Here is a 23,537-nt window from a genome sequence, read left to right as displayed (position 1 = left end):
CACCGGACCGCAGATGACGCCGGGCGTAGTCACCACACGCCAAAGAACACGCCGGCCTGCTTGTACACATTGGTCTTGGCCGCCACCTCTTCGTTGGTTACCGTCACGCGCGGCTTGAGCGTGCAGAACCACTCCAGCAACCGCAACCGCATGGCGCTGCGCACGGCTTCGTGGCCGGGGTCGCTGCCCAGGTCGAAATACTCCTGCGGATCGTTCTGGAGGTCGAACAGCTGTGGCCGGAACCCTTGCCAGTGCACATATTTCCAGCGCGCGTCACGCACCATCCAGGCGCGGCACTCGCCGGGATGGCGGCCCAGCGCCACGCGAGCGCCGCGATAGGCATAGTCCAGCTCGGATACGACGAAATCGCGCCAGCTGCCGGCATAGGCACGCTCGCCCGCGCGCGTCAGGCCCAGCAACGAGCGGCCCTCGACGCGGTGGTCGGCCGGCGGCAGGCCCAGTGCGTCCAGCACCGTCGGCACCACGTCGACCGCGCTGACCATGCTGGCCTGCGCGCTGCCGCGCGTGGCATCCGCTGCCGGCGAGGGGTCGTAGACGATCAGCGGGATGTTCTGCACAGTGTCGTAGAACTGCTCCTTCTCGCCCAGCCAGTGGTCGCCCAGGAAATCGCCGTGGTCGGCGGTGAAGACGATCAGAGTGTCCTGCCAGCGGCCCAGGCGTTCGAGCTGTTCCCAGAGCTGGCCGAGCCGGTCGTCGATCTGCTGGATCAGGCCCTGGTAGGCGGGGCGCACCGTGTCCGAGACTTCCTGGCGCATGAAGTTGGCGCATTCTTCCTGCGTGCGGTAGGCCGACAGCACCGGGTGCGGGTCTTCCAGCTCGGCGTCGTGGCGCTGCAGCGGCATGCAGTCATCGAGCGAATACGCGGCGTGGTAGGGCGCGGGCGCCAGGTAGGGCCAGTGCGGCTTGACCAGCGACAGATGCAGCACCCACGGATCGTCGCCGCGCGTGGCGATGTACCGCATCGCCTGGTCCACCGTGTACGCGGTCTCGGAATGCGGCTCGGCCACGCGCGCGGGCAGGCCGGCGTTGCGCATGTGCCAGCCGGAGACTATCTCGCCGCGTTCGTTCTCGGCGCTGATCACGTAGTCGGTCCACGGATCCGCGCTGTCGTAGCCTTGCTGGCGCAGCCAGTCGGCGTAGGCGCTGTGCGGCTCGGCGTGGTGGCCGTCATGGCGGTCGACTTCGGTGAAGTGGCCGCTGCGCAGCAGCGTTTCCAGCTCAGTGCCGCCGTCCAGGTGCAGCCGCTTCAGGTTGGCGTTGTCGGGCATCACATGGGTCTTGCCCGCCAGCGCCAGCGCGCGGCCGCTGTGCTTCAGGTATTCGCCCAGCGTGACTTCGCCGACCGACAGCGGCACGCGGTTCCAGGTGGCGCCGTGGCTGCTGACATGGCGGCCGGTATAGAAGCTCATGCGGCTGGGGCCGCAGACCCCGGAGGTGACGAAGGCGCGGTCGAAGCGCACGCCGCGCGCGGCCAGCGCATCGATATTGCGCGTGCGCAGCGCCGGATGCCCGTAGCAGCCCAGGTGGTCGCGCCGCAGCTGGTCGCACATGATGAAGAGGGTATTGCGGATCGTCATGGTCGGTTTGCCGGGTTTCAGTCGCCGGTATAGCCGGACGCCTTGACCACCGGTGCCCACTTGCCGGCGTCGGCCTTGAGCACGCCGGCAAAGGCGTCGGCCGGGCCGGTTGCGGGTTCCAGCCCCAGCTTGAGGAACTTGTCGCGCACGTCCGGCGACTGCACGGCCCTGACGATGGCGGCGTTGAGCTTGTCGAGCACCGGGCGCGGCGTGCCCGCGGGTGCCAGCAGGCCGTAGCGGCCTTCACCTTCGATGCCCTTGTAGCCAAGCTCGGTGAAGGTCGGCACATCGGGCAGCGCCACCGAGCGGTGGGTGCCGGAAGTCGCCAGCACGCGGATCTTGCCGGCGCGGTGCATTTCGGTCAGGTCGGCAAGGGTGTCGACCGAAGCCGGCACCTGCCCGCCGACCAGCGCGCTCATCAGCGGCGCAGAGCCGTTGAAGGGGACGTGCAGCATGTCGATGCCAACCTGCTTGCCGATCATCAGCCCGAAGAAATGCGGGATGCTGCCCAGCGCCGGCGAGGCGTAGGAGTTGTTCTGCGCACCGGCCTTGAGCCATGCCACATAGTCCTTCAGCGTGCGCGCCGGGCTGGCCGGCCCGGTGGCGAGCGCCAGCTGGAAGTTGGCGGCCTGCGCCACGGGCGTGAAATCGCGCTGGATATCGTAGTTGAGCTTGCGGTAGACCAGCGGCGCAATGGTCATGACCGCCGAGTTGGCCACCACCAGGGTATTTCCGTCGGCCGGCTGCGTGCGCGCGTAGTCCATCACCAGCCGCCCGCCGGCGCCGGGCTTGTTCTCGATGACCACGGTCTGGTTCAGGGTCTCGCGCAGCTTGTCGCCGACCAGGCGTGCGGCGAGGTCGGCGGTGCCGCCGGCCGGGTAGCCCACCAGGATGCGCAGCGGACGGTCCGACTGCGCGCTGGCGGGCGCGGACCATGCAGCGGCAACCGCCAGCAGGCACGCGGCGAAGCGGGGAAGGAAGGTGCGAGGGCTCACGATGTCTCCAGTTTGTTGTCCGCCGGCGAGCGGCGTCGATGCAAGCTAACACCCGTCGATATAATTGACAAAGTCAACTAATTGGCAGGTGTGGCATGGCACACGACAACAGCGGCAACCGCCTGCAGCGGCCGCAGCGGCTGGCGGATTTCATCAACTACCGGATCTACCACCTGAACCGCGTCGCGCTGGGCGCCACGGCGCTGCACCTGCGCGCCAGGGCGGGCGTCACGCGGCGCGAATGGCGCATGATCTCCTTCCTTGGCGAGCAGCCAGGCACCCGGCTGACCGAACTGGCCGAAAGCGCCGGCCTGGACAAGGTGCTGGCCAGCCGCGCCGTCCACGCCCTGGTGGAACGCGGTCTGGTCCGCCGCGAAACGCGTACCCAGGACCGGCGCGCAGCAGCCTTCACGCTGACCGAGCAAGGCGAAGCCGTCTACCGTGCAGCGTTCGCACAGGCGCGGGACTTCAATACGCGGCTGGCTGCCTGCCTGACGGCGGAAGAGGCGCGCGTGCTGTCGCGCTGCCTGGACAAGCTGCAGGCGCAGGCCGGCGCGATGCTGGTCGAGGCGCAAGCGTTGCCACAGCCGGAAGGGGAAGCGCCGGCGTGGGATCTGCTGCAGGTGTGGCGGGGAGGGAAGGGCTAGCGGCTGGGCGGTGCCGGTCACGCCTGCACCGCAGCGTCGCGCAGCCACAGCGCGAAGCGCCGGATCAGCGCCTGCTTGGGATTGTCCCCACGCCAGACGATGTAGCAGTTGTGGCTCGCGGGAAAGCTGGCGGCCAACGGCTGCACCAGCCTGCCCGCGGCGATAGCCTCCCGTGCCAGCAAGGCGCGCGTCAGCGCCAGCCCCAGGCCGCTGGCGGCGGCTTCGATCAGCAGTGCGCGGCAGTCGAAGACGATGCCGTCTTCCGGCTCGTCCAGCACCACCCCCGCCGCCGCGCCCCATTGCGCCCAGCGAAAGCGCGCGTGCCGCAGCCGCGGCAGGTGCGCGGCGTCTGCGGCCGTCATGCCCGCGTGCCGCTGCGCGAAGTCGGGGCTGCATACCGCGATGATGTCGTCGTCCAGCAGCTTCACGCACTGGTAGCCGGTGAAGGGCGCGGGACCGTAGCGCAGGCTGACGTCGAGGTCGGAGCGGGCGAAGTCCGGGTCGTCGGTGCTGGCTGCGATAGACAGGTCCAGGCCGGGCAGGGCTTCGCGCAACCGCGGCAGCTTGGGTACCAGCCAGGCGCCGGCCAGCTCGGGGCTGACATTGACGCTCAGCGACTGGCGTTCACGCGCGCGGCGCTCGGTGGCACCGGCCAGCGACAGTTCGACCGCGCGCAAGGCATTTTCCAGTTCATCGGCAAGCTCGCGCCCGGTGGCGGTCAGTTCCAGTTGCCGGCCGGCGCGCAGGAACAGGGTGCAGCCCAGCTGTGCCTCCAGCGCACGGATATGGCGGCTGATGGCGCCGTGCGTCACGCACAGCGCATCGGCGGCGCGCGTCATGTTGCCCGTGCGCGCGGTGGCGGCAAAGGCCTGGAGGACTTGCATCGAGGGGAGCCTGCGGATCATGGCTGTGATCTTGCCTCACAGGTCATGGCAAAACAAGTCGATTGTCCTGCCATGCCGCGCGGCCGATACTGGGCCGCACCGAACCGGCCACTGCGAAGCCGGTGCGCGACGAGGAGACCCCCAATGAAACTGCAGCTGAAGATCAACGGCAAGCGCCATGCCGTCGATGCCGACCGCGACATGCCCCTGCTGTGGGTATTGCGCGACTACCTGGGCTATACCGGGACCAAGTTCGGCTGTGGTGCCGGCCTGTGCGGGGCCTGCACCGTGCATGTCGACGGCAAGGCCGTGCGCGCCTGCATCACGCCCGTGGGCAGCGTGGCACGTGCCGACATTACGACCATTGAGGGATTGTCGGCCGACAATTCGCATCCGGTGCAGCGTGCGTGGATTGTCGAGCAGGTGCCGCAGTGCGGCTACTGCCAGTCCGGCATGATCATGGCCGCCTGCGCCTTGCTGAAGGAGAACCCGGAGCCCGCGCCTGAAGACATTCGCGCCGGCATCACCAACCTGTGCCGCTGCGGCACCTACCCGCGCGTGGAGCGCGCCATCCTGCGCGCCGCCAGGGGACAGAACATGGCCGATACCGACGGGAGGGCGCAATCGTGAGCGAATGCCACACCAGTCGCCGCCGCTTCCTGCAGGCTGCCAGCGCCGTGCCGGCAGCGTTCGTGCTGGGCTTCCACCTGCCGCTGGCAAAGGCCGCGGATGCGCCCGCGCGCGATCCCGACGATATCAACGCGTGGCTGCGCATCGATGCCGATGGCAGCGTGACCATCATGGTGCCTTCCGCCGAGCTGGGGCAGGGCGTGATGACATCGGCGCCGATGCTGATTGCCGAAGAGCTGGAGTGCGACTGGAAGCAGGTGCGCGCGGAGCTGGCGCCCACCGATCCGGTCTACAACAACCGCATGTTCAAGGTACAGGCGACCGCCAGCAGCACCTCCGCGCGCTGGTCGTTCGAGCCGCTGCGGCGCATCGGCGCTACGGCGCGCGAGATGCTGCGCGAAGCCGCGGCGCAGGGCTGGAAAGTGCCGGTCGCGGAGTGCCGTGCCGTACAGGGCGTGGTGCGTCATGAGGCCAGCGGCCGGACGCTTGGCTACGGTGCGCTGGCAGCGCGGGCTGCCGCCTTGCCGCGCCCGGCCAGCGTGGCGCTGAAGGATCCGCGCGACTGGAAGCTGCTGGGCCGCCCGACTGACCGGCTCGACATTCCGCTGAAGACGCGCGGTGCTGCGGTGTTCGGCGTCGATGTCAAGGTGCCGCGCATGCTGGTGGGCTCGGTGATGGCCTGCCCGGCATTCGGCGGCAAGCTGCACCGTGTCGAGGCCCGGCCGGCGCTGGCCGTGCGCGGCGTGCGGCGCGTGGTGCCGTTGGACGACGCCGTGGTGGTGCTGGCCGACAGCTACTGGACCGCGCGCAAGGGCCTGGCCGCGCTCAGGCCGGACTGGAAACTGCCGCAAGGCGAACCCGTCGGCGATGCTGCCTTGATGGCCGGCTACCGGGAAGCCGCGCGGAGCGCTTCGGCGCTGGCGTTGCGCAATGGCGACCCCGATGCGCACATGCAGGCCGGCCAGGCCTATACCGCCGAATACGAGGTCCCGTACCTCGCGCACGCGACCATGGAGCCGATGAATGCCACGGCCGACGTTCGCGCCGACCGTGCCGAGATCTGGGGGCCGACCCAGGTCTGCGGCGAGATCGCGCATCGGCTGGCGCCTGTGCTCGGCCTGCCGGCCGAACGCATCGTTGTGCATTCGACCTTTGTCGGCGGCGGCTTCGGCCGGCGCGAGGAGTTCGACGTCTTTTTGCAGGCGGCGCTGGCATCGAAAGCGGCAGGACAGCCGGTCAAGCTGATCTGGTCGCGCGAGGAAGATATCCAGCACGACTTCTACCGCCCCGCGGCGGCGGCGCGCTTCAGCGCCGTGCTGGCACCCGGCGCGGCAGGCATCCGCGCGCTGGATGCGCGGCTGGCGTGTTCATCGATCTACATCCGCAATTTCCCGGACCGGGTCAAGGGCGGCGTCGATCCCAAGTCGGTCGAAGGCGTGGTGGACCTGCCTTACGCGCTGCCCAATATCGCCGTGCGCCATGCGATGGTCAATACCGCCGTGCCGGTCGGTTTCTGGCGCGGCGTGGGCTATACCCAGAACACGTTCTTTGCCGAGAGCTTCGTCGACGAGCTGGCCCACCATGCCAGGACTGATCCGCTGCAGTTCCGGCTGCGCCTGCTGGCCGAGCGCCCGCGCCAGGCGGATTTGCTGCGCCGGCTGGCGCAGCAGGCCGGCTGGGGCGGCGCACCGGCGGGGCGCTTCCAGGGCGTGGCGCTGTCGCAGGCATGGGGCTCGCTGTGCGCGACGGTAGTGGAGCTGTCGGTGCGGGACAAGCGCATCACGCTGCACCGCATCGTCAATGCTATCGACTGCGGCACCGTGATCAACCCCGCCACGGTCGAGCGCCAGCTTGAGGGCGCCAGCATCTGGGGCCTGAGCGCGGCGCTGTCCGGCGTCATCACGATTGGCGACGGGCGCGTGCAGCAATCCAATTTCCACGACTACCCACTGCTGCGCCTGGCCCAGACGCCGCGCTTCGAGGCTGTGCTGGTGCAGAGCGGCGAGCGCATCGGCGGCGTGGGGGAATCGGCGGTGCCGACGCTGGCGCCGGCGCTGGCCAATGCGCTGTTTGCTGCCACGGGCGAGCGCATCCGTTCACTGCCGCTGGCGCGGCATGGGTTCGAACTGGCGTAGCCGCGGCGCCGGGCCCTCAGGACGCCATCGCCGCTGCCGTGGCGCCGAAGGTTGCGACGCAATTGCGCCCGGAGCGCTTGGCCAGGTAGAGCGCTTCGTCGCCGGCACGGAGAAAGGCGCGCAGCTCGGCGAAATCCTTTTCGTTGCCGGGGCCGTTGGCATCGGTCACCGCACCGATGCTGACCGTCAAGTGCCCGTCGGCACCGGCAGCATTCGGAATCTGCAAGGCCTGGACGGCAGCGCGGATGGCCTCCGCCATGGCGGCCGCGCCGGCAGCGTTGGTGTGCGGCAGCAGGATGGCAAACTCTTCGCCGCCATAGCGCCCCGCATAGTCGCCCGGCCGCCGCACCTGGCGCTGGATGCAGGCGCCCACCGCTGCCAGCGCATCGTCACCGGCCTGGTGGCCGTAGCGGTCATTGAATTCCTTGAAGTGGTCGACGTCCAGCATCAGCAGCGACAAAGGCTGGCTGTGGCGGCGCGCGCGCCGCCATTCCACGTCGGCGGCATCGTCCAGCGCACGGCGGCTGCCAAGGCCGGTCAGGCCATCGGTGTTGACCATCCAGCGCAGGTGCTCTTCCATCTCGACACGGCGCCGCCATTGGCGCGACAGCAATACCGAGAGCGCGATGATGGCAGCGTCCAGCGCGATGATCATCGCCCCGAACACCCAGGCGCGCTTGTGCCAGGGTGCCAGCACGTCGTGGGTGGCGCGTCCCACCACGACCAGCAGCGGAAAGCCCGGAGTGCGCCTGAAGCTGTAGAGCCGCTGCACCCCGTCGACTGCCGCGACGCCGATAAACGTGCCTTGCGTGCCTTGCAGCAGCGGTGCAAATGACGGGCTGCCGGAGATGTCGCGCCCGATCGATTCGGCTTCATAGGGCCGCCGCATGATGATGGTGCCGTCCGTGCTCAGCAGCGTCAGGGTGCCGCCCGCGCCAAGGCTTACGCCATCGAACAGCTTGCGGAAGTAGTTCAGGCGCAAGGTGCCGACCACGGTGCCGGCAAAGCTGCCGTCGGGTGCGGAAAGCCGCCGGCTGATGCCGATGGACTTGTTCTCCGGCGCCAGGCGCGGCTGGAACGGCCGGCTCAGGAACAGGCCGCTGTGATCGCCGCTGCGGTGGGCCTGGAAGTAGTCGCGGTCAGAAACGTTGACCGGGCGCGGCGGCCACTGGTGCGAGTCGAACACCAGCGTGCCGTTGGCGTCGGTGACCAGCAGCGAGCCCATGTCTTCGGCGTTGATCAGGCGGTCGAACAGCAGCCGCTGGCGCAGCGCCGGCGGTTGCGCCAGCAGTGCGGGATCGTGCATGGCTTCCACTATGCCCCCGATCGCCAGCTCATGGATCTGCAGGTTGCGCGTGATGCTGCGTTCCAGCGTCAGCGCCAGGTTGGCCGAGGCCTCGCTGGCATTGTCCAGTGCATCCCTGCGCATCTGCACCAGGGCGAGCGCACCAAGGGCCGCGATCATGCAGACCAGGACAAGGCTGGCGGCAACGATCAGGGAGGCCGGGCGGGAAATGGCTTTGCGGGCCGGAAAGTGAGGTATTTGACGCACGAAGGAAAGCTGTTCTGCTTTTATGCGGCCATTGTAGTACCTGGCCGCAGCCTGGCTCAGTTGCGTTATGCGCCAGCGCATCGTCCCGGAGCTTGCGGCCCTGGGCCTGCCCGGCCAGGGCACACGTGCTGTGTGCCGCTGCGCGCGTCCGGCACTACGCTGCACGCACAGTTCTTCCCTACACTTGAGCATGGCGGGTTGCCGCCGCTGAAGGGAAGACCGCATGCAGCCAGAGCCTGCACAACCCAAGCCTGTGGCGCTCGCCCTGCAGGGCGGCGGCATGCATGGCGCCTTTACCTGGGGCGTGCTCGACCGGCTGCTGGAGGACGGCAGGCTGGCGATCGAAGGCGTCAGCGCCACCAGCGCCGGGGCCATGAACGCCACCGTGCTGGCCTACGGGCTGCTGCAGGGCGGCAGTGACGGCGCGCGCCTGGCCTTGCATGATTTCTGGGAGGCGATCGCGCACTCGGCGCAGCGCTACAACCCGTTCCGGTGGCTGCCTTGGTTCAAGAGCAGCCATACGCTGGGGCTGAACCATTCGCCGATGTATGCGATGGCCGACATCGCGCTGCGCCTGCTGTCGCCGTACCAGTTCAACCCCAACAACCTCAATCCGCTGCGCGACGTGCTCGGCAGCCAGGTCGACTTTGCGGCACTGCGCGAGCATTGCCCGATCCGGCTCTACCTGTGTGCGACCAATATCGAGACCAGCCGGATACGCATCTTCCCGCCCGAGGAACTCAGCATCGACGCCGTGCTGGCCTCGGCCTGCGTGCCCACGCTGTTCCAGGCGGTCAGCATCGACGGCCAGCACTACTGGGATGGCGGCTATGTCGGCAACCCGGCGATTTTCCCGCTGATCTATCACTGCCAGACCCACGATGTGGTGATCGTCCATATCAACCCGATCGTGCGCCACGGCGTGCCGACCACGGCCGCGGATATTCTGAATCGCGTCAATGAGGTCAGCTTCAACTCGTCGCTGATGCGCGAGATGCGCGCCATTGCCTTCGTCACGTCGCTGATCCAGCAGGGCAAGCTCGACGGCACGGAGATGAAGGAGGTGTGGATCCATTCGATCCGCTCGGACCAGACCATGGCCGCGCTGGGGGTTTCCACCAAGTACAACGCCGACTGGAATTTCCTGTGCTCGCTGCGCGACAAGGGCCGCGCAGAAGCGAGCCGGTGGCTGGAGCAGCACTACGACAGCGTGGGCCGGCGCTCCAGCATCGATATCAGCGGGGAGTTCCTGTAGGCCAGGCCGGCTGCGCCAGCCGCCACGTCAGGTTGGCGCGTGCCTGCGCCTCGTAGCGCGCCTGGAACAGGTCGGTGGTGTAGATGCGCGGGCTGGCCAGCAGCGCACTCAGGAAGGCGCGCTCGGCGGCGTCATAGGCGGCGTCGTCCAGGTCGGTGCGTTCGGCCCGCAGGTTGGCGCCATTTTCCTGGAAGCGCGCGCGGCTGCAGCCCAGCGCCGCCAGGTCGATGTCGGCGGTGAAGCGGCCGGCCAGGCTTGCCGGCACTTCGGCGTGGGTGGTTTCCAGGATAAGGGCGGCCACGCGCGCGGCGGCGGCGATGCTGCCGCCCGACCAATGGCGCAACCATGCGGCGCTGCGTTGCTCGTTGTCCGTGGCGCCGGGCACGTAGATGACGTCGTGGCACCAGAGCGCCAGTTCCACCTCGTCGGTATCCGGTATCGCGCTGCGCGCCCAGTCCAGGTCTTGCAGGCAGCGACGGACATGGTCGAGGGTGTGGTAGTGCCGCGTCGGCTCACCGTAGCAACGAGCGAGATCGGCATAGGCGTCGGCCGCGTGCGTGCCGCCCGCACGTGTCCACAGCGCGACGAAGCGGTCTTGCAGGGGGAGGCCTGGCGTCGAGGTCATGCGTGGGGGCGCTCCGGGGTATTGGCCTGGTCGGCCGCCAGCGCTGCAAGCAGCGCCTGGGCCTCCTGCCAGTCCGCGGTGTCGGTGCCCTCGCTGAAGCTGCCGTGGACCCGCGCCAGCACTTGACGCGCCGCGTCGACCTTGCCTTGTTGCCGCCACAGCCGGGCCAGGCTCAGGGTGGCCTGCAGCTCCAGCGGCTTTGCACCTTGTTCGTGGGCGACCGTGATGGCCCGGTGCAAGCAGGCTTCGGCTTCCTCCTGCGCGGCCGGCGGCGCAGGGCGCTCTGCCGACAGCTGCAGCAGCGTCTCGGCGCGCAGCCGGTACACGGTTGCCTCATCCAGCCGTTCTCCGGTCTCTTCCACCAGCGCTTGTGCCTGCGTGAGCACGTCCAGCGCGGCGGTGGTCTGGCCTGCCTTGCCGCAGGCCTCGGCAACCAGGGCCAGCAGGTTCGGCATGCCCAGTCTGCCGCCGGTGGCCTCATAGGCGGCCACGCCCTGGCGCATCAGCGCAACGCCTTCCTGGTGACTGCCCAGCGCCGCCATCGCCCAGCCCTGCAGGACGGTGCCCCACGCCAGGTAGATCGGAAAACCCTGTTCGCCCGAGATGGCGATGGCGGCTTCGGCGTACTCCTGTGTCAGCCGGACTTCGTGCCGGCATTGATGCTGTTCCGCGGCAAAGACCAGGCACAGGGCAAGGTTGTACGCATCCGGGCGGGCACGGGCCATGGCCAGCGCCTCCTGGCAGCGCGCCAGTGCCTGGTCCGCCAAGCCCTGGTACCACAGGATCCAGCCCAGCGTGCTGGTGGCGTGGACGGCCGGGTCGCGCCCGTAGCCCGTGAGGAAGTCGTACGCCGGTTGCTCAGGATGCGGCACCGCGAGCACCGCCTCAACATGCTTGCGCGCGGCGTCCAGCATGCCAAGGCGGAACAGCGTGGCGCCGATCGCGCGATGGCCCTCCGCCAGCTGCTTGGGCTTCTGCGACTTCATGGCCAGCGCAAGCAGCCGCTTGCCCAAAGGCAGCGAGACCTCGTATTGCGCACGAAGCTGATAGAACGCCCACAACCCCAGCTGTGCCGAGAACAGGTAGGGCGTCTGCTGGCCTTGCTCGCACAAGGCCAGCGCCCGCCGGTAATTGCCCTCGACTTCGGGCGATGCCTGGCCCCGGGCCGCAATCAGGGCCGGCCCGAGCGCAAGCAGCAGCGTCAGTTCCTGGCGCGCGCGTTCGGCACTGTCGGGTTGCCGCTTGAGCAGGTCGATGGCCATGCTCAGGTGCCGGATCGCTTCGGCCTGCGCCGAGCGCAGCAGGGCTTGCTGGCCGGCGCAGTGCAGGTACTCGACCGCCTTCGGGATGTTGCCGCTGTTGCTGTAGTGGTGCGCCAGTTCGCTGCAGTAGTCCTTGAGCCGGCCATGGAAGAGCGCCTCGATGGCCTGGGCGGAGCTTTCATGCAAGGCGCTGCGCCGCTCGGTGAGCAGCGAGCTGCCGGCCACCTCCTGGGTCAGCGCGTGCTTGAAGGCGTACTCGACCTCAGGGAATGCCGGCCGTTCGTAGATGAAATCCGCAGCCTGCAGGTCGGACAGCAGCGGATGCAGGTGGTCTTCCGGCAAGCCGGTCACGCGCAGGACCAGGCTCAGCGGGAACTCCTTGCCAATCACGGCCAGGGTCTGCAACAGCTCCTTCTGGGCCAGCGGCAGCCGGTCGATACGGGCGGCCAGCACGCCTTGCACGGTGGTGGGGATATGGAGCAGGGCCGGCGCGGTCTCGATACGGTAGCAGCCGGGCTGGCCGAGCAGCGCGCCTTCCTCGGCCAGGGTCTGGACCACTTCCTCCATGAAGAAGGGATTGCCTTCGGTCTTGTCGAGGATCAGCCGCTTCAGCGGCACCAGGCTGCGGTCGTCCCCGAGCAGCGCGGTCAGCAGTTCCTGCGCCTCCGCCTGCCCCAGCGGCTGCAGCTGCAGCTGCGAATAATGCCCGTCCGCATTCCAGCGATGGCTGTACTCCGGCCGGTAGTTCACCAGCAGCAGGATGCGCGCGCCGGGCACATGGTCGATCAGCATATTGAGGAAGGCCTCGGTCTCGCCGTCCAGCCATTGCAGGTCTTCGAAAATGACTTCCAGCGGCTGGTTGAGGCTTTCCCGGACCAGCAGCCGCGCAATCGCCTCGAAGGTGCGCTGGCGCCGGATGGTCGGGTCCATGGTCGGCAACGGCGAGTCGGGCTCGATGGTGCCGAGCAGGTAGAGCAGGTAGGGCAGGTGTTCTTCCAGCGAACGGTCCAGGGTCAGCAGCCTGCCGGTCACCTTTTCGCGGCAGCTGCGGTCGCCGTCCTGCGCCGTGATCTGGAAATAGCTCTTCAGCATCTCGATCAGCGGCAGGTAGGCAAACGCCTTGCCGTGCGAGACCGAGAAGGTCTCCAGCGCCAGGCAGCCCTGCTGCGATCTGACCTTGAACTCATGGAACAGCCGGGACTTGCCGACCCCCGCTTCGCCGACCACCGCAACAATGCGCCCGTGTCCAGCCTTGGCCTGCCCCAGCGCCGCGTGCAAGTGCGCCAGCTCATCCTGGCGCCCGACAAACCTGGCGAGGCCGCGGTGCGCGGCCACCTGCAGGCGCGTGCGCAAGGCTCCCAGGCCGACGACTTCATATACCGCGAGCGGATCCCGCACGCCCTTGACATGGGTGGTCCCCAGCGCCGTGAACTCGAAATAGCCTTCGGTGAGCTTGTGGGTCGATTCGCTGACAAGGATCGACGCCGGCGTGGCAATCCCCTCCATGCGCGAAGCGATATGGATGGTGTGCCCGACCGGATCGTAGTCGGTGTGCAGGTCATCCTTGCGGATCGAGCGCACCACGACTTCGCCGGTATGGACGCCGATCCGGATCTGCAGCGGGATGCCTTGCTCCAGCCGCACGCGGTCGCTGTGGCGATGCATCGCGTCCTGCATGCGCAGCGCCGCGTAGAGCGCGCGCAAGGCATGGTCCTCGTGGGCGATCGGGGCGCCGAACAGCGCCAGGATGCCGTCGCCGAGGAACTTGGCCACATAGCCCTCATAGTGGTGGACGGCTTCCATCATCAGCGTCACCACGGGGTCGATCAGCCGGCGCGCGTCTTCGGGGTCGAGGTCCTGCGTCAGCGCGGTCGAGCCGGCCATGTCGGCAAACAGCGCGGTGATGGTCTTGCGCTCGCCGGCGGTCTCGCCCCTGGCCTCCATTGCCGCCTGTTCGGCCAGGATGCGCCCGGCAAGGTGGGGCGGGGTGTAGAGGACCGGGGCCGTGGCCGCGGGCGGCGCTGGCGTGGCAGCGGTGCCGACCGGGGCGTCGGTCAGCGCAAAGCCGCAAGCGCGGCAGAACTTCGCGGCTGCAGTGGCTTCCTCACCACACTGAGGGCAGGCTCGGCCAAGCTTTGCTCCGCACGCCTCACAGAAGTTGGCTCCCGCGAGGTTCGCGAAACCGCAACTGGTGCAGCGCATTTCGCCTCCTGGCCGTCGTTGGTTGCCTGGACGGTACTCAAGACTATTAGAGATGGGATCGGCGGGGATGGCAAGGCGGCGCAGCCTGGCGACAGTGCGTCCAGACCCGCCCCCGGCCAAGTGACTGATCGGGGTTGTACGCTTATTCCCCGCGCTCGTCCCTGACCTGCACCTTGCCGTCCGCCACCCGGACCGGGAACGTCGCCACCGGCTCGTAGGCGGGCGGGGACAGCGCCTCGCCCGTCAGCAGGGAAAAGTGCGAGCCGTGGCGCGGGCAGACGACTTCCTGGCCTTCCACGTCGCCGCCGCAGAGCGGCTCGGCCTCATGCGAGCAGAGGTCCTCGATGGCGTAGTAATTGCCATCCACATTGAATACCGCGACCTGGACGCCATCGATATCGACGCTGCGGCAAGTGCCGGGCGCGAAGTCCTCGGCTCGGGCGACATCGATCCACTCGCTCATCTCAGAGCAGCCCCAGTTCCAGGCGTGCCGCCTCGCTCATCCGTTCTCTCGACCAGGGCGGGTCCCACACCAGTTCTACCTCGACCGCGTCCACCCCGCTGGCTTCCATCACCGCGCTCTCCACCACGCCGGGGAAGGTCTGCGCCACCGGGCAGCCCGGCGCGGTCAGCGTCATGCGGATCCCGACCTTGCCGCTGGCTTCGTCCACCGATAGCTGGTAGATCAGGCCAAGGTCGTAGATATTGACCGGGATCTCGGGGTCGTACACCGTGCGCAAGGCCGCTATCACCCGCCCCTCGAGGCTGTCCGGCTCAGCCTCGAACCTGTCTTCGTGTTCCCTGGCCTTGTGCAGCCAATCGATCATGCTCATGGGGTTCTACTCCGTCGAGACCGGCCTGGCGCTGTTCTCCAAAGCGGCTTGCATGGTATGCCAGGCCAGGGTGGCGCACTTCACGCGCGCCGGGAACTCGCGCACGCCGGCCAGGACTTCCAGCTTTCCCATCGGCACTTCGGACTGCCCCGGCTTTTCGGTGACCAGCGCGTGGAAGCCGCAGAACAAGGCCCGCGCCTGCGCCTCGGTCTTGCCTTTGAGCGCTTCCGTCATCAGCGACGCAGAGGCAGTGGAGATGGCGCAGCCCGAGCCCTCGAAGCTGGCGTCTTCGATCACCGCGTCGCGGATTCTCAGGTACAGCGTCAGCCGGTCGCCGCACAGCGGGTTGAAGCCCTCGGCGCGGCGGTTCGCTGCCGCCAGCCGCCCGAAATTGCGCGGCGAGCGGCTGTGGTCGACAACCACTTCCTGGTAGAGGTTGCGCAGGTCAGACATCAGGCGAATACCTCCTGTGCCGCGCGCACGGCAGCAAACAGTGCATCCACCTCTTCACGCGTGTTGTACAGCGCGAAGGAAGCGCGCACCGTGGCGGGCACGCCGAAGCGCTCCATCACCGGCATGGCGCAATGGTGGCCGGCACGGACCGCGACGCCGTGCTGATCGAGGATGGTGCCGACATCGTGGGGATGGATGCCGTCCAGCGTGAACGAGAGGATGCTCGCCCTGTCGGCAGCCGTGCCGATCATGCGCAGGCCGGCGATCCTTGCTGCCTGCGCGCTGGCGTAAGCGAGCAGCGCGTGCTCGTGGGCGGCGATGGCTTCCAGGCCGAGCGCGCGCACGTACCCGATGGCGGCGCCAAGGGCGATGACGCCGGCGATATTGGGGGTGCCCGCCTCGAACTTGTAGGGCAGCTCGTTGTAGGTGGTCTTGCGGAACGTGACCTCGCGAATCATGTCCCCGCCGCCCTGGTAAGGCGGCATGGCATCGAGCAGCGCGGCCTTGCCGTAGAGCACGCCGACGCCGGTGGGCCCGTAAAGCTTGTGCCCGGAGAACGCGTAGAAATCGCAATCGAGGGCCTGCACGTCGACCTTTAGGTGCGGCACGGCCTGGGCGCCATCGATCAGCACCGGGATGCCATGGTCATGCGCCAGCTCGATGATGTGCCGCACCGGGTTGACGGTGCCAAGCGCGTTGGAGAGGTGCGTCAGCGCGACCAGTCTGGTGCGCGGGCCGAGCAATCGCGCGAACTGCTCCAGCATCAGCTCGCCGGCATCGTTGATCGGCGCCACCTGCAGCAAGGCGCCGGTGCGCTGGCACGCCAGTTGCCACGGCACGATATTGGAGTGGTGCTCCATCGCGCTGATCAGGACCTCGTCGCCCGGGCGCAGGCGCTGGCCGAAGCTTGCCGCCACCAGGTTGATGGCCTCGGTGGTGCCGCGCACGAACACGATTTCCTCGCGCCCGGCGGCGTTGATCAGGTCTCGCACTGCGTCGCGCGCGGCCTCGTAGGCATCGGTGGCGCGCTGGCTCAGGGTATGCACGCCGCGGTGGATATTGGCGTTGAGCGCGGCGTAGTAATGCGCTTCGCAATCGATCACGCTTTGCGGCTTCTGGGTGGTGGCGGCGTTGTCCAGATAGACCAGCGGCCTGCCGTTGATGGTCTGGCGCAGGATCGGGAAATCCTTCCGCAACCGCTCCACCTCCAGGCTGGCGGCCGGCACCGCGTGCTCCACGGCCATCCGTTCATGCGCAGCCGTGTTCATGGCAGCTCCTTCACAGGCTCCGGCAGCTTGCCGCGCAAGAGCGTTTCCAGCCGCGTGCGCAATGGGGCCGGGCCGAGCCGCCTGACGACCTCTTCGGCGAAGGCAAAGGTCAGCAGCGCACGCGCCGCGGCATCGTCCATCCCGCGCGAGCGCAGGTAGTAGATCTGCTCGGCGTCGAGCTGGCCGACGGTGGCGCCGTGGCCGCATTTGACGTCGTCGGCATAGATCTCCAGTTGCGGCTTGGTGTCGACCTCGGCCTGGTCGGACAGCAGCAGATTGCGGTTGGACTGGTGCGCATCGCTGTGCTGGGCATCGGCATGCACCACCACCTTGCCGTTGAAGACGGCGCGCGAGGCGCCCGCCAGTACGCCCTTGTACAACTCGCGGCTCTTGCTGTGCGGGCTGGCGTGGTCGACGCGGGTGTGGTGGTCGACATGCTGCCGCCCGGCGGTCATATACAGCCCGTCCAGCGAACACTCGGTATGCTCGGCATTCAGCCCGACATTGATGTCGACCCGCGCCAGGGCGCCGCCCAGGGCAAAGGAACTGGAGGCGCAGCGGCTACCCTGCCGCTGGTCCAGGTTCACTCCGGCGATATGGAAGGCCTTGAGGCTCTCCTGCTGCAGCTTGTGATGTTCGACCTGCGCATCGCGCTCGGCAACGATGTCAGTGATGGTATTGGTGCAATAGGCCAGGCCATCCAGGCCGGCGTGGTGCTCCACGATGCAGACCTGGCTGCCGGCTTGCGCCACCACGAGGTTGCGCGCATGGGTTGCCAGTTCGGCAGCGGTGGCAAGGAACAGCAAGTGGATCGGTTGTTCCGGGACGGTGCCGGCCGCCACGCGGATATAGGCACCGTCGGTCATGAACGCCATGTTCAAGGCGGCGAAGCCGGACGGGTAGTCGCTTGTGCGACACAACAGCAGCGCTTCCAGGCAGTCCGGCGCGCGCTCCAGCGTCGCGGCGAGGCTGGCCAGCTCGATGCCCGCAGGCAGGGTGCCGATGCGCGACCATTGCGGCTGGTGCGTGCCATTGACGAACACCATCAGCTGCGCGCCGGCCAGGGCAAGCGCCTCGATCTGGGCTGCCACCGCGGGGTCCAGGCTGTCGCCGGCCTGCGGCAGTGCCACGGCAAAGCGGCTTCGCTCGAGTGCGGCCACGCTGGTGTATTTCCAGTCCTCGTGGCGCAGCGTGGGGAACCCGGCCTGGGCGAAATGATCCAGCGCCTGCCGCCGCGCGTGCGCAAGCCAGCCCAGACGGCGGCCGGGCAGTGCGGCCTCGACGCGGGCGAACTCGGCGAGATAGTGCTCCAGTCCGCTTGCGCTCATGTCGAAGACTCCATCGCGGCATAGCCGTGCCGCTCCAGTTCGCGCGCCAGCTCCGGCCCGCCGGACCTGGCGATGCGGCCTTGCGCAAGCACGTGGACCTGGTCCGGCACGATGTAGTCGAGCAGGCGCTGGTAGTGCGTGACCAGCACAATCGCGCGTTGCGGGCTGCGCATGGCCTCGATGCCCCTGGCGACGATCTTGAGTGCATCGATGTCGAGGCCGGAGTCGGTCTCGTCGAGAATGGCGAGCCGCGGCTCCAGCACTGCCATCTGCAGGATCTCGTTGCGCTTCTTCTCGCCGCCGGAGAAGCCCTCGTTCACCGATCGGTAAAGCAGGTCCTGGTCCATCTCCATGAGCTGGAGTTTGTCCTTGACCAGGGCGAGGAAATCCATGGCGTCCAGCTCCGGCTCGCCACGGTGCTTGCGGATCGCGTTGAGCCCCGCCTTGAGCAGGTAGATATTGGAGACGCCGGGGATTTCCACCGGATACTGGAAGGCGAGGAAGATGCCCGCGCGGGCGCGCTCTTCCGGCGGCATGCCAAGCAGGCTGGTGCCGTCATAGAGGACTTCGCCCTCTGTCACGGTAAAGCGGTCGCGCCCGGCCAGTACGTGGGCCAGGGTGCTCTTGCCCGAACCGTTCGGGCCCATGATGGCGTGCACCTCGCCGGCCTTCACGCTGAGGTCGATGCCGTGCAGGATGGGCTTGTCGTCTACGCTGACGTGCAGCTTGCGAATCTCAAGCATGGCTGGCTTCTTTCATCCGATACTGCCTTCCAGGCTCACGCCCAGCAGCTTCTGGGCTTCCACCGCGAATTCCATCGGCAGCTCCTTGAATACTTCCTTGCAAAAGCCGTTCACGATCATCGAGACTGCATCCTCCGCGCTGACGCCGCGGCTCTGGCAGTAGAACAACTGGTCCTCGCCGATGCGCGAGGTGGAGGCCTCGTGCTCGACCTGGCCGGTGGCGTTCTTCACCTCGATATAAGGGAAGGTATGGGCGGCGCATTTGTCGCCCAGCAGCAGCGAATCGCACTGCGAGTAGTTGCGTGCGCCGACCGCGCTCCTGGCCATCTTCACCAGCCCGCGATAAGCATTCTGGCCGTGGCCGGCCGAGATGCCCTTGGAAAGGATGGTGCTCCTGGTGTTCCTGCCGAGGTGCGTCATCTTGGTCCCGGTGTCGGCCTGCTGGTAGTGGTTGGTCAGCGCGACTGAATAGAACTCGCCGACCGAGTCGTCGCCCTGCAGGATCACGCTCGGATACTTCCAGGTGATGGCGGAGCCGGTCTCCACCTGGGTCCACGAGATCTTCGAGCGCGCGCCGCGGCAGTCACCGCGCTTGGTGACGAAGTTGTAGATGCCGCCCTTGCCGTCCTTGTCGCCCGGATACCAGTTCTGCACGGTCGCGTACTTGATCTGTGCGTCTTCCAGGGCGATCAGCTCCACCACCGCGGCATGCAGCTGGTTCTCGTCGCGCATCGGCGCGGTGCAGCCTTCCAGGTAGCTGACGTAAGCGCCCTGGTCGGCGATGATCAGGGTGCGCTCGAACTGGCCGGTGTTGCTGGCATTGATGCGGAAGTAGGTCGACAGCTCCATCGGGCAGCGTACCCCGGGCGGGATATAGCAGAACGAGCCGTCGCTGAACACGGCGGAGTTGAGCGAGGCGAAGAAGTTGTCGGTATAGGGCACGACCGAGCCGAGATACTGCTGCACCAGCGCCGGATGCTCCCGCACCGCCTCGGAAAACGAGCAGAAGATGATGCCGAGTTCGCCCAGTTTCTGCTTGAAGGTGGTGGCCACCGAGACGCTGTCGAATACCGCGTCCACGGCCACGCCGGCCAGCAGCTCGCGCTCGTGCAGCGGCACGCCCAGCTTTTCGTAGGTGCGCAGCAACTCCGGATCGACCTCGGCCAGCGTCTTCGGTCCGGCCTTCTGGGAGCGCGGCGCGGCATAGTAGGCGATTGCCTGGTAGTCGATGGGCGGGTGCGTCACCGTCGCCCAGTGCGGCTCGGACATCGTGAGCCAGTGGCGGAAGGCCTTGAGACGCCACTCCAGCATGAACTCCGGCTCGCCCTTGATGGCCGAGATCATGCGGATCACGTCCTCATCCAGCCCGCACGGCACCGTGTCCGTCTCAACGGCGGTGTAGAAGCCATGCTTATAGCCGTGGCTGATCAGTTCATCGAGCTTGCGTGCCGGGGTTGCCATGGTTTGCCTTCGCTTGCCACTGTCACCTGAATCACAAAATGTCAGCTTGCGGCCCGTTTGCGCGTCGGGCGCGCAAGGCGCCGATATCCACCGGGTGCAACACCGGTTGCGCCATATCCGCCAGCGTCACGCCATTCAGTGCGCTAAAGATGACTCGATTGATCGATTGCCAGTTGGCGCGGATGGCGCACAGGCTTTCCTGCGCACACAGGCCGGCAGCGACACTGCACTCGGTCATGCCGGCCGGGCCTTCCATGGCGTCAATCACCTGTGCGATCGAAATCTGTTCCGGCGGTCGCGCCAGCAGGTAGCCGCCATTGGCACCGCGCAGAGACTCCAGCAAGTGGTGCCTTGCCAGCATCTTCAGAATCTTGCTTGCCGTCGGAACCGCCACACCGATCGCGGCGGCGACCTCGGCCGCACTGTAGATCCGGCCCGGGTTGCGCGCCAGGTGCGTCATGATCACCGTGCCATAGTCAGTCAGCTTGCTAAGTCTGAGCATCGTCGCCACCAGTGTTTCTTAAATTAGAACCAATTCGGTCCTGATTTGTTCCGGCACGGAAATCCGCCTAACAAAAGTCGTAACCGACGGTGTATAGATGGCTTATCTGCGCCAGCGAGGAGGACCTCAGGCATGGCCAACCAACCCATTACCGTCATCACCGGCGCGAGCCGCGGCCTGGGCCGCGCAGCCACGCGCCGTCTGGCCACTGTTGAAGGCCATCTGGTCGTCGCCACGGCGCGCACGCCGGCGGACCTCGCTGGGCTTGAGGCAGAGCTCCGGCTCGCGGGGCATCCGATCGCATGCCACCGCCTTGACGTCACGGAAGAAGGCTCGGCGGCCGCACTGGCCAACTGGCTGAGCGAACGCTTCGGACGCGTGGACGTGCTGATCAACAACGCTGGTGTTTCGCTCGACCACTATCACACCAGCCTGCTCGAACTGCCGCTCGCGACCCTGCGCCGCACCCTGGAAACCAATCTGTTCGGCGTGCTGCGGACCACCCAGGCGCTGGCACCGCTGCTGCGCGCCAGCCGCGCCGCGAGGGTGGTCAACCTGGCTTCGGGCATGGGGCAATTGGCGGAGATGGGCCGCGGCGTGCCGGCTTACCGGATCTCGAAAACGGCGCTGAATGCCGTCACGCGCATCCTGGCCGCCGAGATGGCCGATCACGGCGCCAAGGTCAACTCCGTGTGCCCGGGCTGGTGTCGCACCGATCTGGGCGGCCCCGATGCGCCGCGCTCGCCGGAGCAGTGCATCGACACTGTGATCTGGCTGGCAACGCTGCCCGACGATGGTCCCACCGGCGGCTTCTTCCGCGATCGCCAGCCGATTCCGTGGTAGCGATCAATGCTGTGACGCGCCTTCGAGCATCCGGATAGCGGCCGATTTCCCTGCCCGCAAGGGCCGGTACGTGACCATCTTCCGCCCCAATCGGAGGTTCGGAAGCAGTAGCAAAAAGGGACGCCTTGGCGTCCCTTTTTGCATGATTGAACCCAGCGGCTCAGGTGCAGACCGTGTTGGCCGCGTCCTTCGCCTGCACTTCCGGCGGGGTCGGTACCGTCAGCGTCACGGTCGGCCGCCTGTCCGCACATACCCTCGGTTGACGGGATAATTTATGTGGGTAAAATCTAATTCACAACTATGAATAAATGCAGGTGCCAGCCATGGCTGGCCATGCCGGTGCCGGCTTCCGACAACCGCCGTCCAGGAGACAACCCGATGAAACCGAACTTGCGCCGCCGCCTGATGCTGTGCGCCGCCATGCTGGGCGCGATGCCCGCGTTGGCCTGGAGTGACACCTATCCCAGCAAGCCGATCCGCATGGTGGTGCCGTTTGCGCCAGGCGGGGCCACAGACGTGGTGGCGCGGCTGATTTCGCAGAAGCTGGGCGAAGCGCTCAAGCAGTCGGTGGTGGTGGAAAACCGTCCCGGCGCCAACGGCATCATCGGCACGGACATCGTGGCGCGCGCGGCGCCGGACGGCTACACCCTGCTGCTGAACAGCGCCGGCGCGCAGACCCTCAGCCCGGTGCTGTACAAGGCGGGCTATGAGCCGCTGAAGAGCTTTGCGCCGATCTCGCAGATCAGCAATATCGGCTTCGTGATGGTGGTCCATCCGTCGGTGCCGGCCAAGACCGTGCAGGAGTTCGTGGCGCTGGCCAAGTCCAAGACCAAGCCGCTGAGCCTGTCGGCCGGCAGCAGCATGATCGAGCTGATCGGCGCCACCTTCAAGTCCGCGGCGGGCACGCCGGACGTCGTCAGCGTGTCTTACCGCGGCACCGGGCCGCAGATGCAGGCAGTGGTGGCAGGCGAGGTCGACATGACCATCGACCCGTTCAACGGCATGGCGATGATCAAGGCCGGCAAGCTGCGTCCGCTGGCGGTGTTCGCGTCCAAGCGCTCGCCCGCGCTGCCGGACGTGCCGACCATGCATGAGGCCGGCTATGACGGCATGGCCTTCAATTCCTGGGCGGGGCTGCTGGCACCGGCTGGCACGCCCAAGGAAATCGTCACGCGGCTGAACCAGGAGGTGAACCGCATCCTGGCGCAGCCCGAGATCAAGCAGCGCCTGGCAGCGATCGACTATGAGGTGGTGGGTGGCACACCGGAGCAGTTTGCCGCGACCATTGCCGAGGATGCGGCAAGGTGGGCGAAGATCGTCAAGGATACGAACTACAAGGCGGGTTCCTGAGCGATCAGGCTGGTGCAGGCGTCGCCTGCCGCACCAGCCAGCTGCGGAACGCGCGCGCCGCGGCCGGTTCCATCCGGTCGCGCGGCCACACCGCGTAGTAGCCGCCGCCCAGGCTGGCGCTGGCCTCGCTGGCGCGCACCAGCAGGCCTTCGCGCAGGCAGGCGTCGATCATATGGCGCCAGCCCAGTACGATGCCATGGCCTTCCATGGCCAGCTGCAGCAGGATCGGGTACTGGTTGGAGGTGAGCACGTTGCGCAGCGTGGCGTCGGGCAGGCCCTGGTTGGCCAGCCAGGTCTGCCAGGACATCCACTGGCGCTGGCCGTCGTCGAGCATCAGCAGCGTTTCATTGGCCAGCGCGGCCGGGGCCAGCGTGCGGCCGTTCAGGTAGCCCGGCGCGCACACCGGGAACACTTCCTCGCCATACAGCCGTCGTGCTGCCAGTCCCGGCGGCGGGCCCTCGCGCAGATAGTACATGCCGATATCGAACTCCGCCGGCGACAGTGACGCCAGGCTGTCGTTGACGGTCAGGCGCAGCTGGATCTCGGGGTGCGCCTCGCGGAACGAGGCCAGCCGCGGCGTCAGCCACAGCACCGCCACGCCGCTGGAGCACGCCACCGTCAGGGCGGTATGGCTGCGCACCTTCATCACGTCTTCGGTCGCTTCGGCGCAGCCCACCAGCAGGCGCTGCACCACCTCGGCATAGCGCTGGCCGCTGACGGTCAGGCGCAGCGCGCGCGGTTCGCGGATAAAGAGCTTGCGCCCGAGAAAGTCTTCCAGCTGGGCCACCTGGCGGCTGATCGCGCTTTGGGTCAGGTGCAGTTCGGCCGCGGCGCGGGTGAAGCTGCCGTGGCGCATCGCGGCTTCAAACGCGACCAGGTTGGGCAGGGGCGGGAGCGGGGAAATGCGCATGGGGTTTCCGGTCAGAGAAGCCGCCATGATAGACCGCCGGCGCATCCAGCTGGAGGCCAGC

At 67.5% G+C, this 23,537-nt stretch carries 21 protein-coding genes; 6 read left to right on the top strand and 15 right to left on the bottom strand.

Annotation, left to right across the window (positions count from 1 at the left end; all coding sequences use genetic code 11):
• Positions 1-29: 29 nt before the first annotated feature.
• Both C265_RS12315 and C265_RS12310 read right to left on the bottom strand, forming a co-directional pair.
• Positions 30-1,598: a sulfatase-like hydrolase/transferase gene (locus C265_RS12315; RefSeq protein ID WP_010814513.1), complete on the bottom strand. Its 1,569-nt coding sequence runs from the start codon at positions 1,596-1,598 to the stop codon at positions 30-32.
• 17 nt (positions 1,599-1,615) lie between these two features.
• A complete protein-coding gene (locus C265_RS12310) occupies positions 1,616-2,593 on the bottom strand; it encodes a Bug family tripartite tricarboxylate transporter substrate binding protein (RefSeq protein WP_010814512.1) in 978 nt (325 codons plus the stop codon).
• A gap of 95 nt (positions 2,594-2,688) precedes the next feature.
• On the opposite strand from C265_RS12310, the gene C265_RS12305 reads away from it, so the two are divergent.
• Positions 2,689-3,240, top strand: a complete 552-nt coding sequence (locus tag C265_RS12305; RefSeq protein ID WP_010814511.1) for a MarR family winged helix-turn-helix transcriptional regulator — start codon at positions 2,689-2,691, stop codon at positions 3,238-3,240.
• Positions 3,241-3,257: 17 nt separating this feature from the next.
• Here the strand turns inward: C265_RS12305 and C265_RS12300 are convergent, their stop codons facing one another.
• Entirely contained in the window at positions 3,258-4,124 is an 867-nt protein-coding gene (locus tag C265_RS12300) for a LysR substrate-binding domain-containing protein (RefSeq protein ID WP_246840200.1), read from the bottom strand.
• Positions 4,125-4,268: 144 nt separating this feature from the next.
• Here C265_RS12300 and C265_RS12295 point away from each other — a divergent pair, with 144 nt between their 5' ends.
• Positions 4,269-4,754, top strand: coding sequence for a (2Fe-2S)-binding protein (locus C265_RS12295; protein WP_010814509.1), 486 nt, complete (start codon positions 4,269-4,271; stop codon positions 4,752-4,754).
• Positions 4,751-6,889, top strand: coding sequence for a xanthine dehydrogenase family protein molybdopterin-binding subunit (locus C265_RS12290; RefSeq protein ID WP_010814508.1), 2,139 nt, complete (start codon positions 4,751-4,753; stop codon positions 6,887-6,889). The genes C265_RS12295 and C265_RS12290 overlap by 4 nt, the downstream gene beginning before the upstream one ends.
• A gap of 16 nt (positions 6,890-6,905) precedes the next feature.
• Here C265_RS12290 and C265_RS12285 read toward each other — a convergent pair whose 3' ends face one another.
• Positions 6,906-8,354, bottom strand: coding sequence for a sensor domain-containing diguanylate cyclase (locus tag C265_RS12285; protein WP_010814507.1), 1,449 nt, complete (start codon positions 8,352-8,354; stop codon positions 6,906-6,908).
• A 310-nt stretch (positions 8,355-8,664) separates the two neighbouring features.
• Between C265_RS12285 and C265_RS12280 the strand changes: the two genes are divergently transcribed.
• Positions 8,665-9,696: a patatin-like phospholipase family protein gene (locus tag C265_RS12280; protein ID WP_010814506.1), complete on the top strand. Its 1,032-nt coding sequence runs from the start codon at positions 8,665-8,667 to the stop codon at positions 9,694-9,696.
• On the opposite strand, the gene C265_RS12275 is transcribed toward C265_RS12280, so the two are convergent.
• The 10 genes from C265_RS12275 to C265_RS12230 form a co-directional block, all read right to left on the bottom strand.
• Positions 9,677-10,321, bottom strand: a complete 645-nt coding sequence (locus C265_RS12275; protein ID WP_010814505.1) for a hypothetical protein — start codon at positions 10,319-10,321, stop codon at positions 9,677-9,679. The two genes, C265_RS12280 and C265_RS12275, sit on opposite strands and share 20 nt — an antisense overlap.
• Positions 10,318-13,785, bottom strand: coding sequence for an adenylate/guanylate cyclase domain-containing protein (locus C265_RS12270; RefSeq protein ID WP_037024220.1), 3,468 nt, complete (start codon positions 13,783-13,785; stop codon positions 10,318-10,320). Before C265_RS12270 ends, C265_RS12275 begins: the two co-directional genes overlap by 4 nt.
• Before the next feature lie 142 nt (positions 13,786-13,927).
• On the bottom strand, positions 13,928-14,248 hold the full coding sequence (locus tag C265_RS12265) for a non-heme iron oxygenase ferredoxin subunit (RefSeq protein ID WP_010814503.1): 321 nt from the start codon (positions 14,246-14,248) through the stop codon (positions 13,928-13,930).
• A 1-nt stretch (position 14,249) separates the two neighbouring features.
• Positions 14,250-14,618: an SUF system Fe-S cluster assembly protein gene (locus tag C265_RS12260; protein ID WP_010814502.1), complete on the bottom strand. Its 369-nt coding sequence runs from the start codon at positions 14,616-14,618 to the stop codon at positions 14,250-14,252.
• A 6-nt stretch (positions 14,619-14,624) separates the two neighbouring features.
• The gene (gene sufU / locus C265_RS12255) at positions 14,625-15,071 is read right to left on the bottom strand and encodes a Fe-S cluster assembly sulfur transfer protein SufU (protein WP_010814501.1); all 447 of its coding nucleotides are present in this window, start codon (positions 15,069-15,071) and stop codon (positions 14,625-14,627) included.
• Positions 15,071-16,339 (bottom strand): cysteine desulfurase, encoded by a 1,269-nt coding sequence (locus tag C265_RS12250; RefSeq protein ID WP_010814500.1) that lies wholly within the window; start codon positions 16,337-16,339, stop codon positions 15,071-15,073. The genes sufU and C265_RS12250 overlap by 1 nt, the downstream gene beginning before the upstream one ends.
• Positions 16,336-17,667: a Fe-S cluster assembly protein SufD gene (gene sufD, locus C265_RS12245; RefSeq protein ID WP_010814499.1), complete on the bottom strand. Its 1,332-nt coding sequence runs from the start codon at positions 17,665-17,667 to the stop codon at positions 16,336-16,338. The genes C265_RS12250 and sufD overlap by 4 nt, the downstream gene beginning before the upstream one ends.
• Positions 17,664-18,410, bottom strand: coding sequence for a Fe-S cluster assembly ATPase SufC (gene sufC, locus C265_RS12240; RefSeq protein WP_010814498.1), 747 nt, complete (start codon positions 18,408-18,410; stop codon positions 17,664-17,666). The genes sufD and sufC overlap by 4 nt, the downstream gene beginning before the upstream one ends.
• 12 nt (positions 18,411-18,422) lie before the next feature.
• Positions 18,423-19,871 carry a Fe-S cluster assembly protein SufB gene (gene sufB / locus C265_RS12235; RefSeq protein WP_010814497.1) on the bottom strand — a complete coding sequence of 483 codons (1,449 nt, stop codon included), beginning with the start codon at positions 19,869-19,871 and terminating at the stop codon, positions 18,423-18,425.
• Positions 19,872-19,902: 31 nt separating this feature from the next.
• Complete coding sequence (locus C265_RS12230) at positions 19,903-20,373, bottom strand: SUF system Fe-S cluster assembly regulator (protein ID WP_037024219.1); 471 nt, start codon at positions 20,371-20,373, stop codon at positions 19,903-19,905.
• Positions 20,374-20,505: 132 nt separating this feature from the next.
• On the opposite strand from C265_RS12230, the gene C265_RS12225 reads away from it, so the two are divergent.
• Together C265_RS12225 and C265_RS12220 are read left to right on the top strand one after the other, a co-directional pair.
• Entirely contained in the window at positions 20,506-21,216 is a 711-nt protein-coding gene (locus C265_RS12225; RefSeq protein ID WP_010814495.1) for an SDR family oxidoreductase, read from the top strand.
• Positions 21,217-21,594: 378 nt separating this feature from the next.
• Positions 21,595-22,566: a tripartite tricarboxylate transporter substrate binding protein gene (locus C265_RS12220; protein WP_010814494.1), complete on the top strand. Its 972-nt coding sequence runs from the start codon at positions 21,595-21,597 to the stop codon at positions 22,564-22,566.
• 4 nt (positions 22,567-22,570) lie between these two features.
• On the opposite strand, the gene C265_RS12215 is transcribed toward C265_RS12220, so the two are convergent.
• Complete coding sequence (locus C265_RS12215) at positions 22,571-23,476, bottom strand: LysR substrate-binding domain-containing protein (RefSeq protein ID WP_010814493.1); 906 nt, start codon at positions 23,474-23,476, stop codon at positions 22,571-22,573.
• Positions 23,477-23,537: the final 61 nt, after the last annotated feature.

The sequence above is a fragment of the Cupriavidus sp. GA3-3 genome (assembly GCF_000389805.1).
Taxonomy (GTDB): Bacteria; Pseudomonadota; Gammaproteobacteria; order Burkholderiales; family Burkholderiaceae; genus Cupriavidus; species Cupriavidus necator_D.
The sequence above is the reverse complement of the archived record's forward strand: the minus strand, read 5'-3'. Positions and strand labels throughout refer to the sequence as shown.

Bases quoted from the DNA above. Each gene is read 5' to 3' on its own strand.
- C265_RS12315 (WP_010814513.1), bottom strand. From the start codon at position 1,598: ATGACGATCCGCAATACCCTCTTCATCATGTGCGACCAGCTGCGGCGC.
- C265_RS12305 (WP_010814511.1), top strand. From the start codon at position 2,689: ATGGCACACGACAACAGCGGCAACCGCCTGCAGCGGCCGCAGCGGCTG.
- C265_RS12300 (WP_246840200.1), bottom strand. From the start codon at position 4,124: ATGCAAGTCCTCCAGGCCTTTGCCGCCACCGCGCGCACGGGCAACATG.
- C265_RS12295 (WP_010814509.1), top strand. From the start codon at position 4,269: ATGAAACTGCAGCTGAAGATCAACGGCAAGCGCCATGCCGTCGATGCC.
- C265_RS12285 (WP_010814507.1), bottom strand. From the start codon at position 8,354: ATGATCGCGGCCCTTGGTGCGCTCGCCCTGGTGCAGATGCGCAGGGAT.
- C265_RS12280 (WP_010814506.1), top strand. From the start codon at position 8,665: ATGCAGCCAGAGCCTGCACAACCCAAGCCTGTGGCGCTCGCCCTGCAG.
- C265_RS12275 (WP_010814505.1), bottom strand. From the start codon at position 10,321: ATGACCTCGACGCCAGGCCTCCCCCTGCAAGACCGCTTCGTCGCGCTG.
- C265_RS12270 (WP_037024220.1), bottom strand. From the start codon at position 13,785: ATGCGCTGCACCAGTTGCGGTTTCGCGAACCTCGCGGGAGCCAACTTC.
- C265_RS12265 (WP_010814503.1), bottom strand. From the start codon at position 14,248: ATGAGCGAGTGGATCGATGTCGCCCGAGCCGAGGACTTCGCGCCCGGC.
- C265_RS12260 (WP_010814502.1), bottom strand. From the start codon at position 14,618: ATGAGCATGATCGATTGGCTGCACAAGGCCAGGGAACACGAAGACAGG.
- sufU (WP_010814501.1), bottom strand. From the start codon at position 15,071: ATGTCTGACCTGCGCAACCTCTACCAGGAAGTGGTTGTCGACCACAGC.
- C265_RS12250 (WP_010814500.1), bottom strand. From the start codon at position 16,339: ATGAACACGGCTGCGCATGAACGGATGGCCGTGGAGCACGCGGTGCCG.
- sufD (WP_010814499.1), bottom strand. From the start codon at position 17,667: ATGAGCGCAAGCGGACTGGAGCACTATCTCGCCGAGTTCGCCCGCGTC.
- sufC (WP_010814498.1), bottom strand. From the start codon at position 18,410: ATGCTTGAGATTCGCAAGCTGCACGTCAGCGTAGACGACAAGCCCATC.
- sufB (WP_010814497.1), bottom strand. From the start codon at position 19,871: ATGGCAACCCCGGCACGCAAGCTCGATGAACTGATCAGCCACGGCTAT.
- C265_RS12230 (WP_037024219.1), bottom strand. From the start codon at position 20,373: ATGCTCAGACTTAGCAAGCTGACTGACTATGGCACGGTGATCATGACG.
- C265_RS12225 (WP_010814495.1), top strand. From the start codon at position 20,506: ATGGCCAACCAACCCATTACCGTCATCACCGGCGCGAGCCGCGGCCTG.
- C265_RS12220 (WP_010814494.1), top strand. From the start codon at position 21,595: ATGAAACCGAACTTGCGCCGCCGCCTGATGCTGTGCGCCGCCATGCTG.
- C265_RS12215 (WP_010814493.1), bottom strand. From the start codon at position 23,476: ATGCGCATTTCCCCGCTCCCGCCCCTGCCCAACCTGGTCGCGTTTGAA.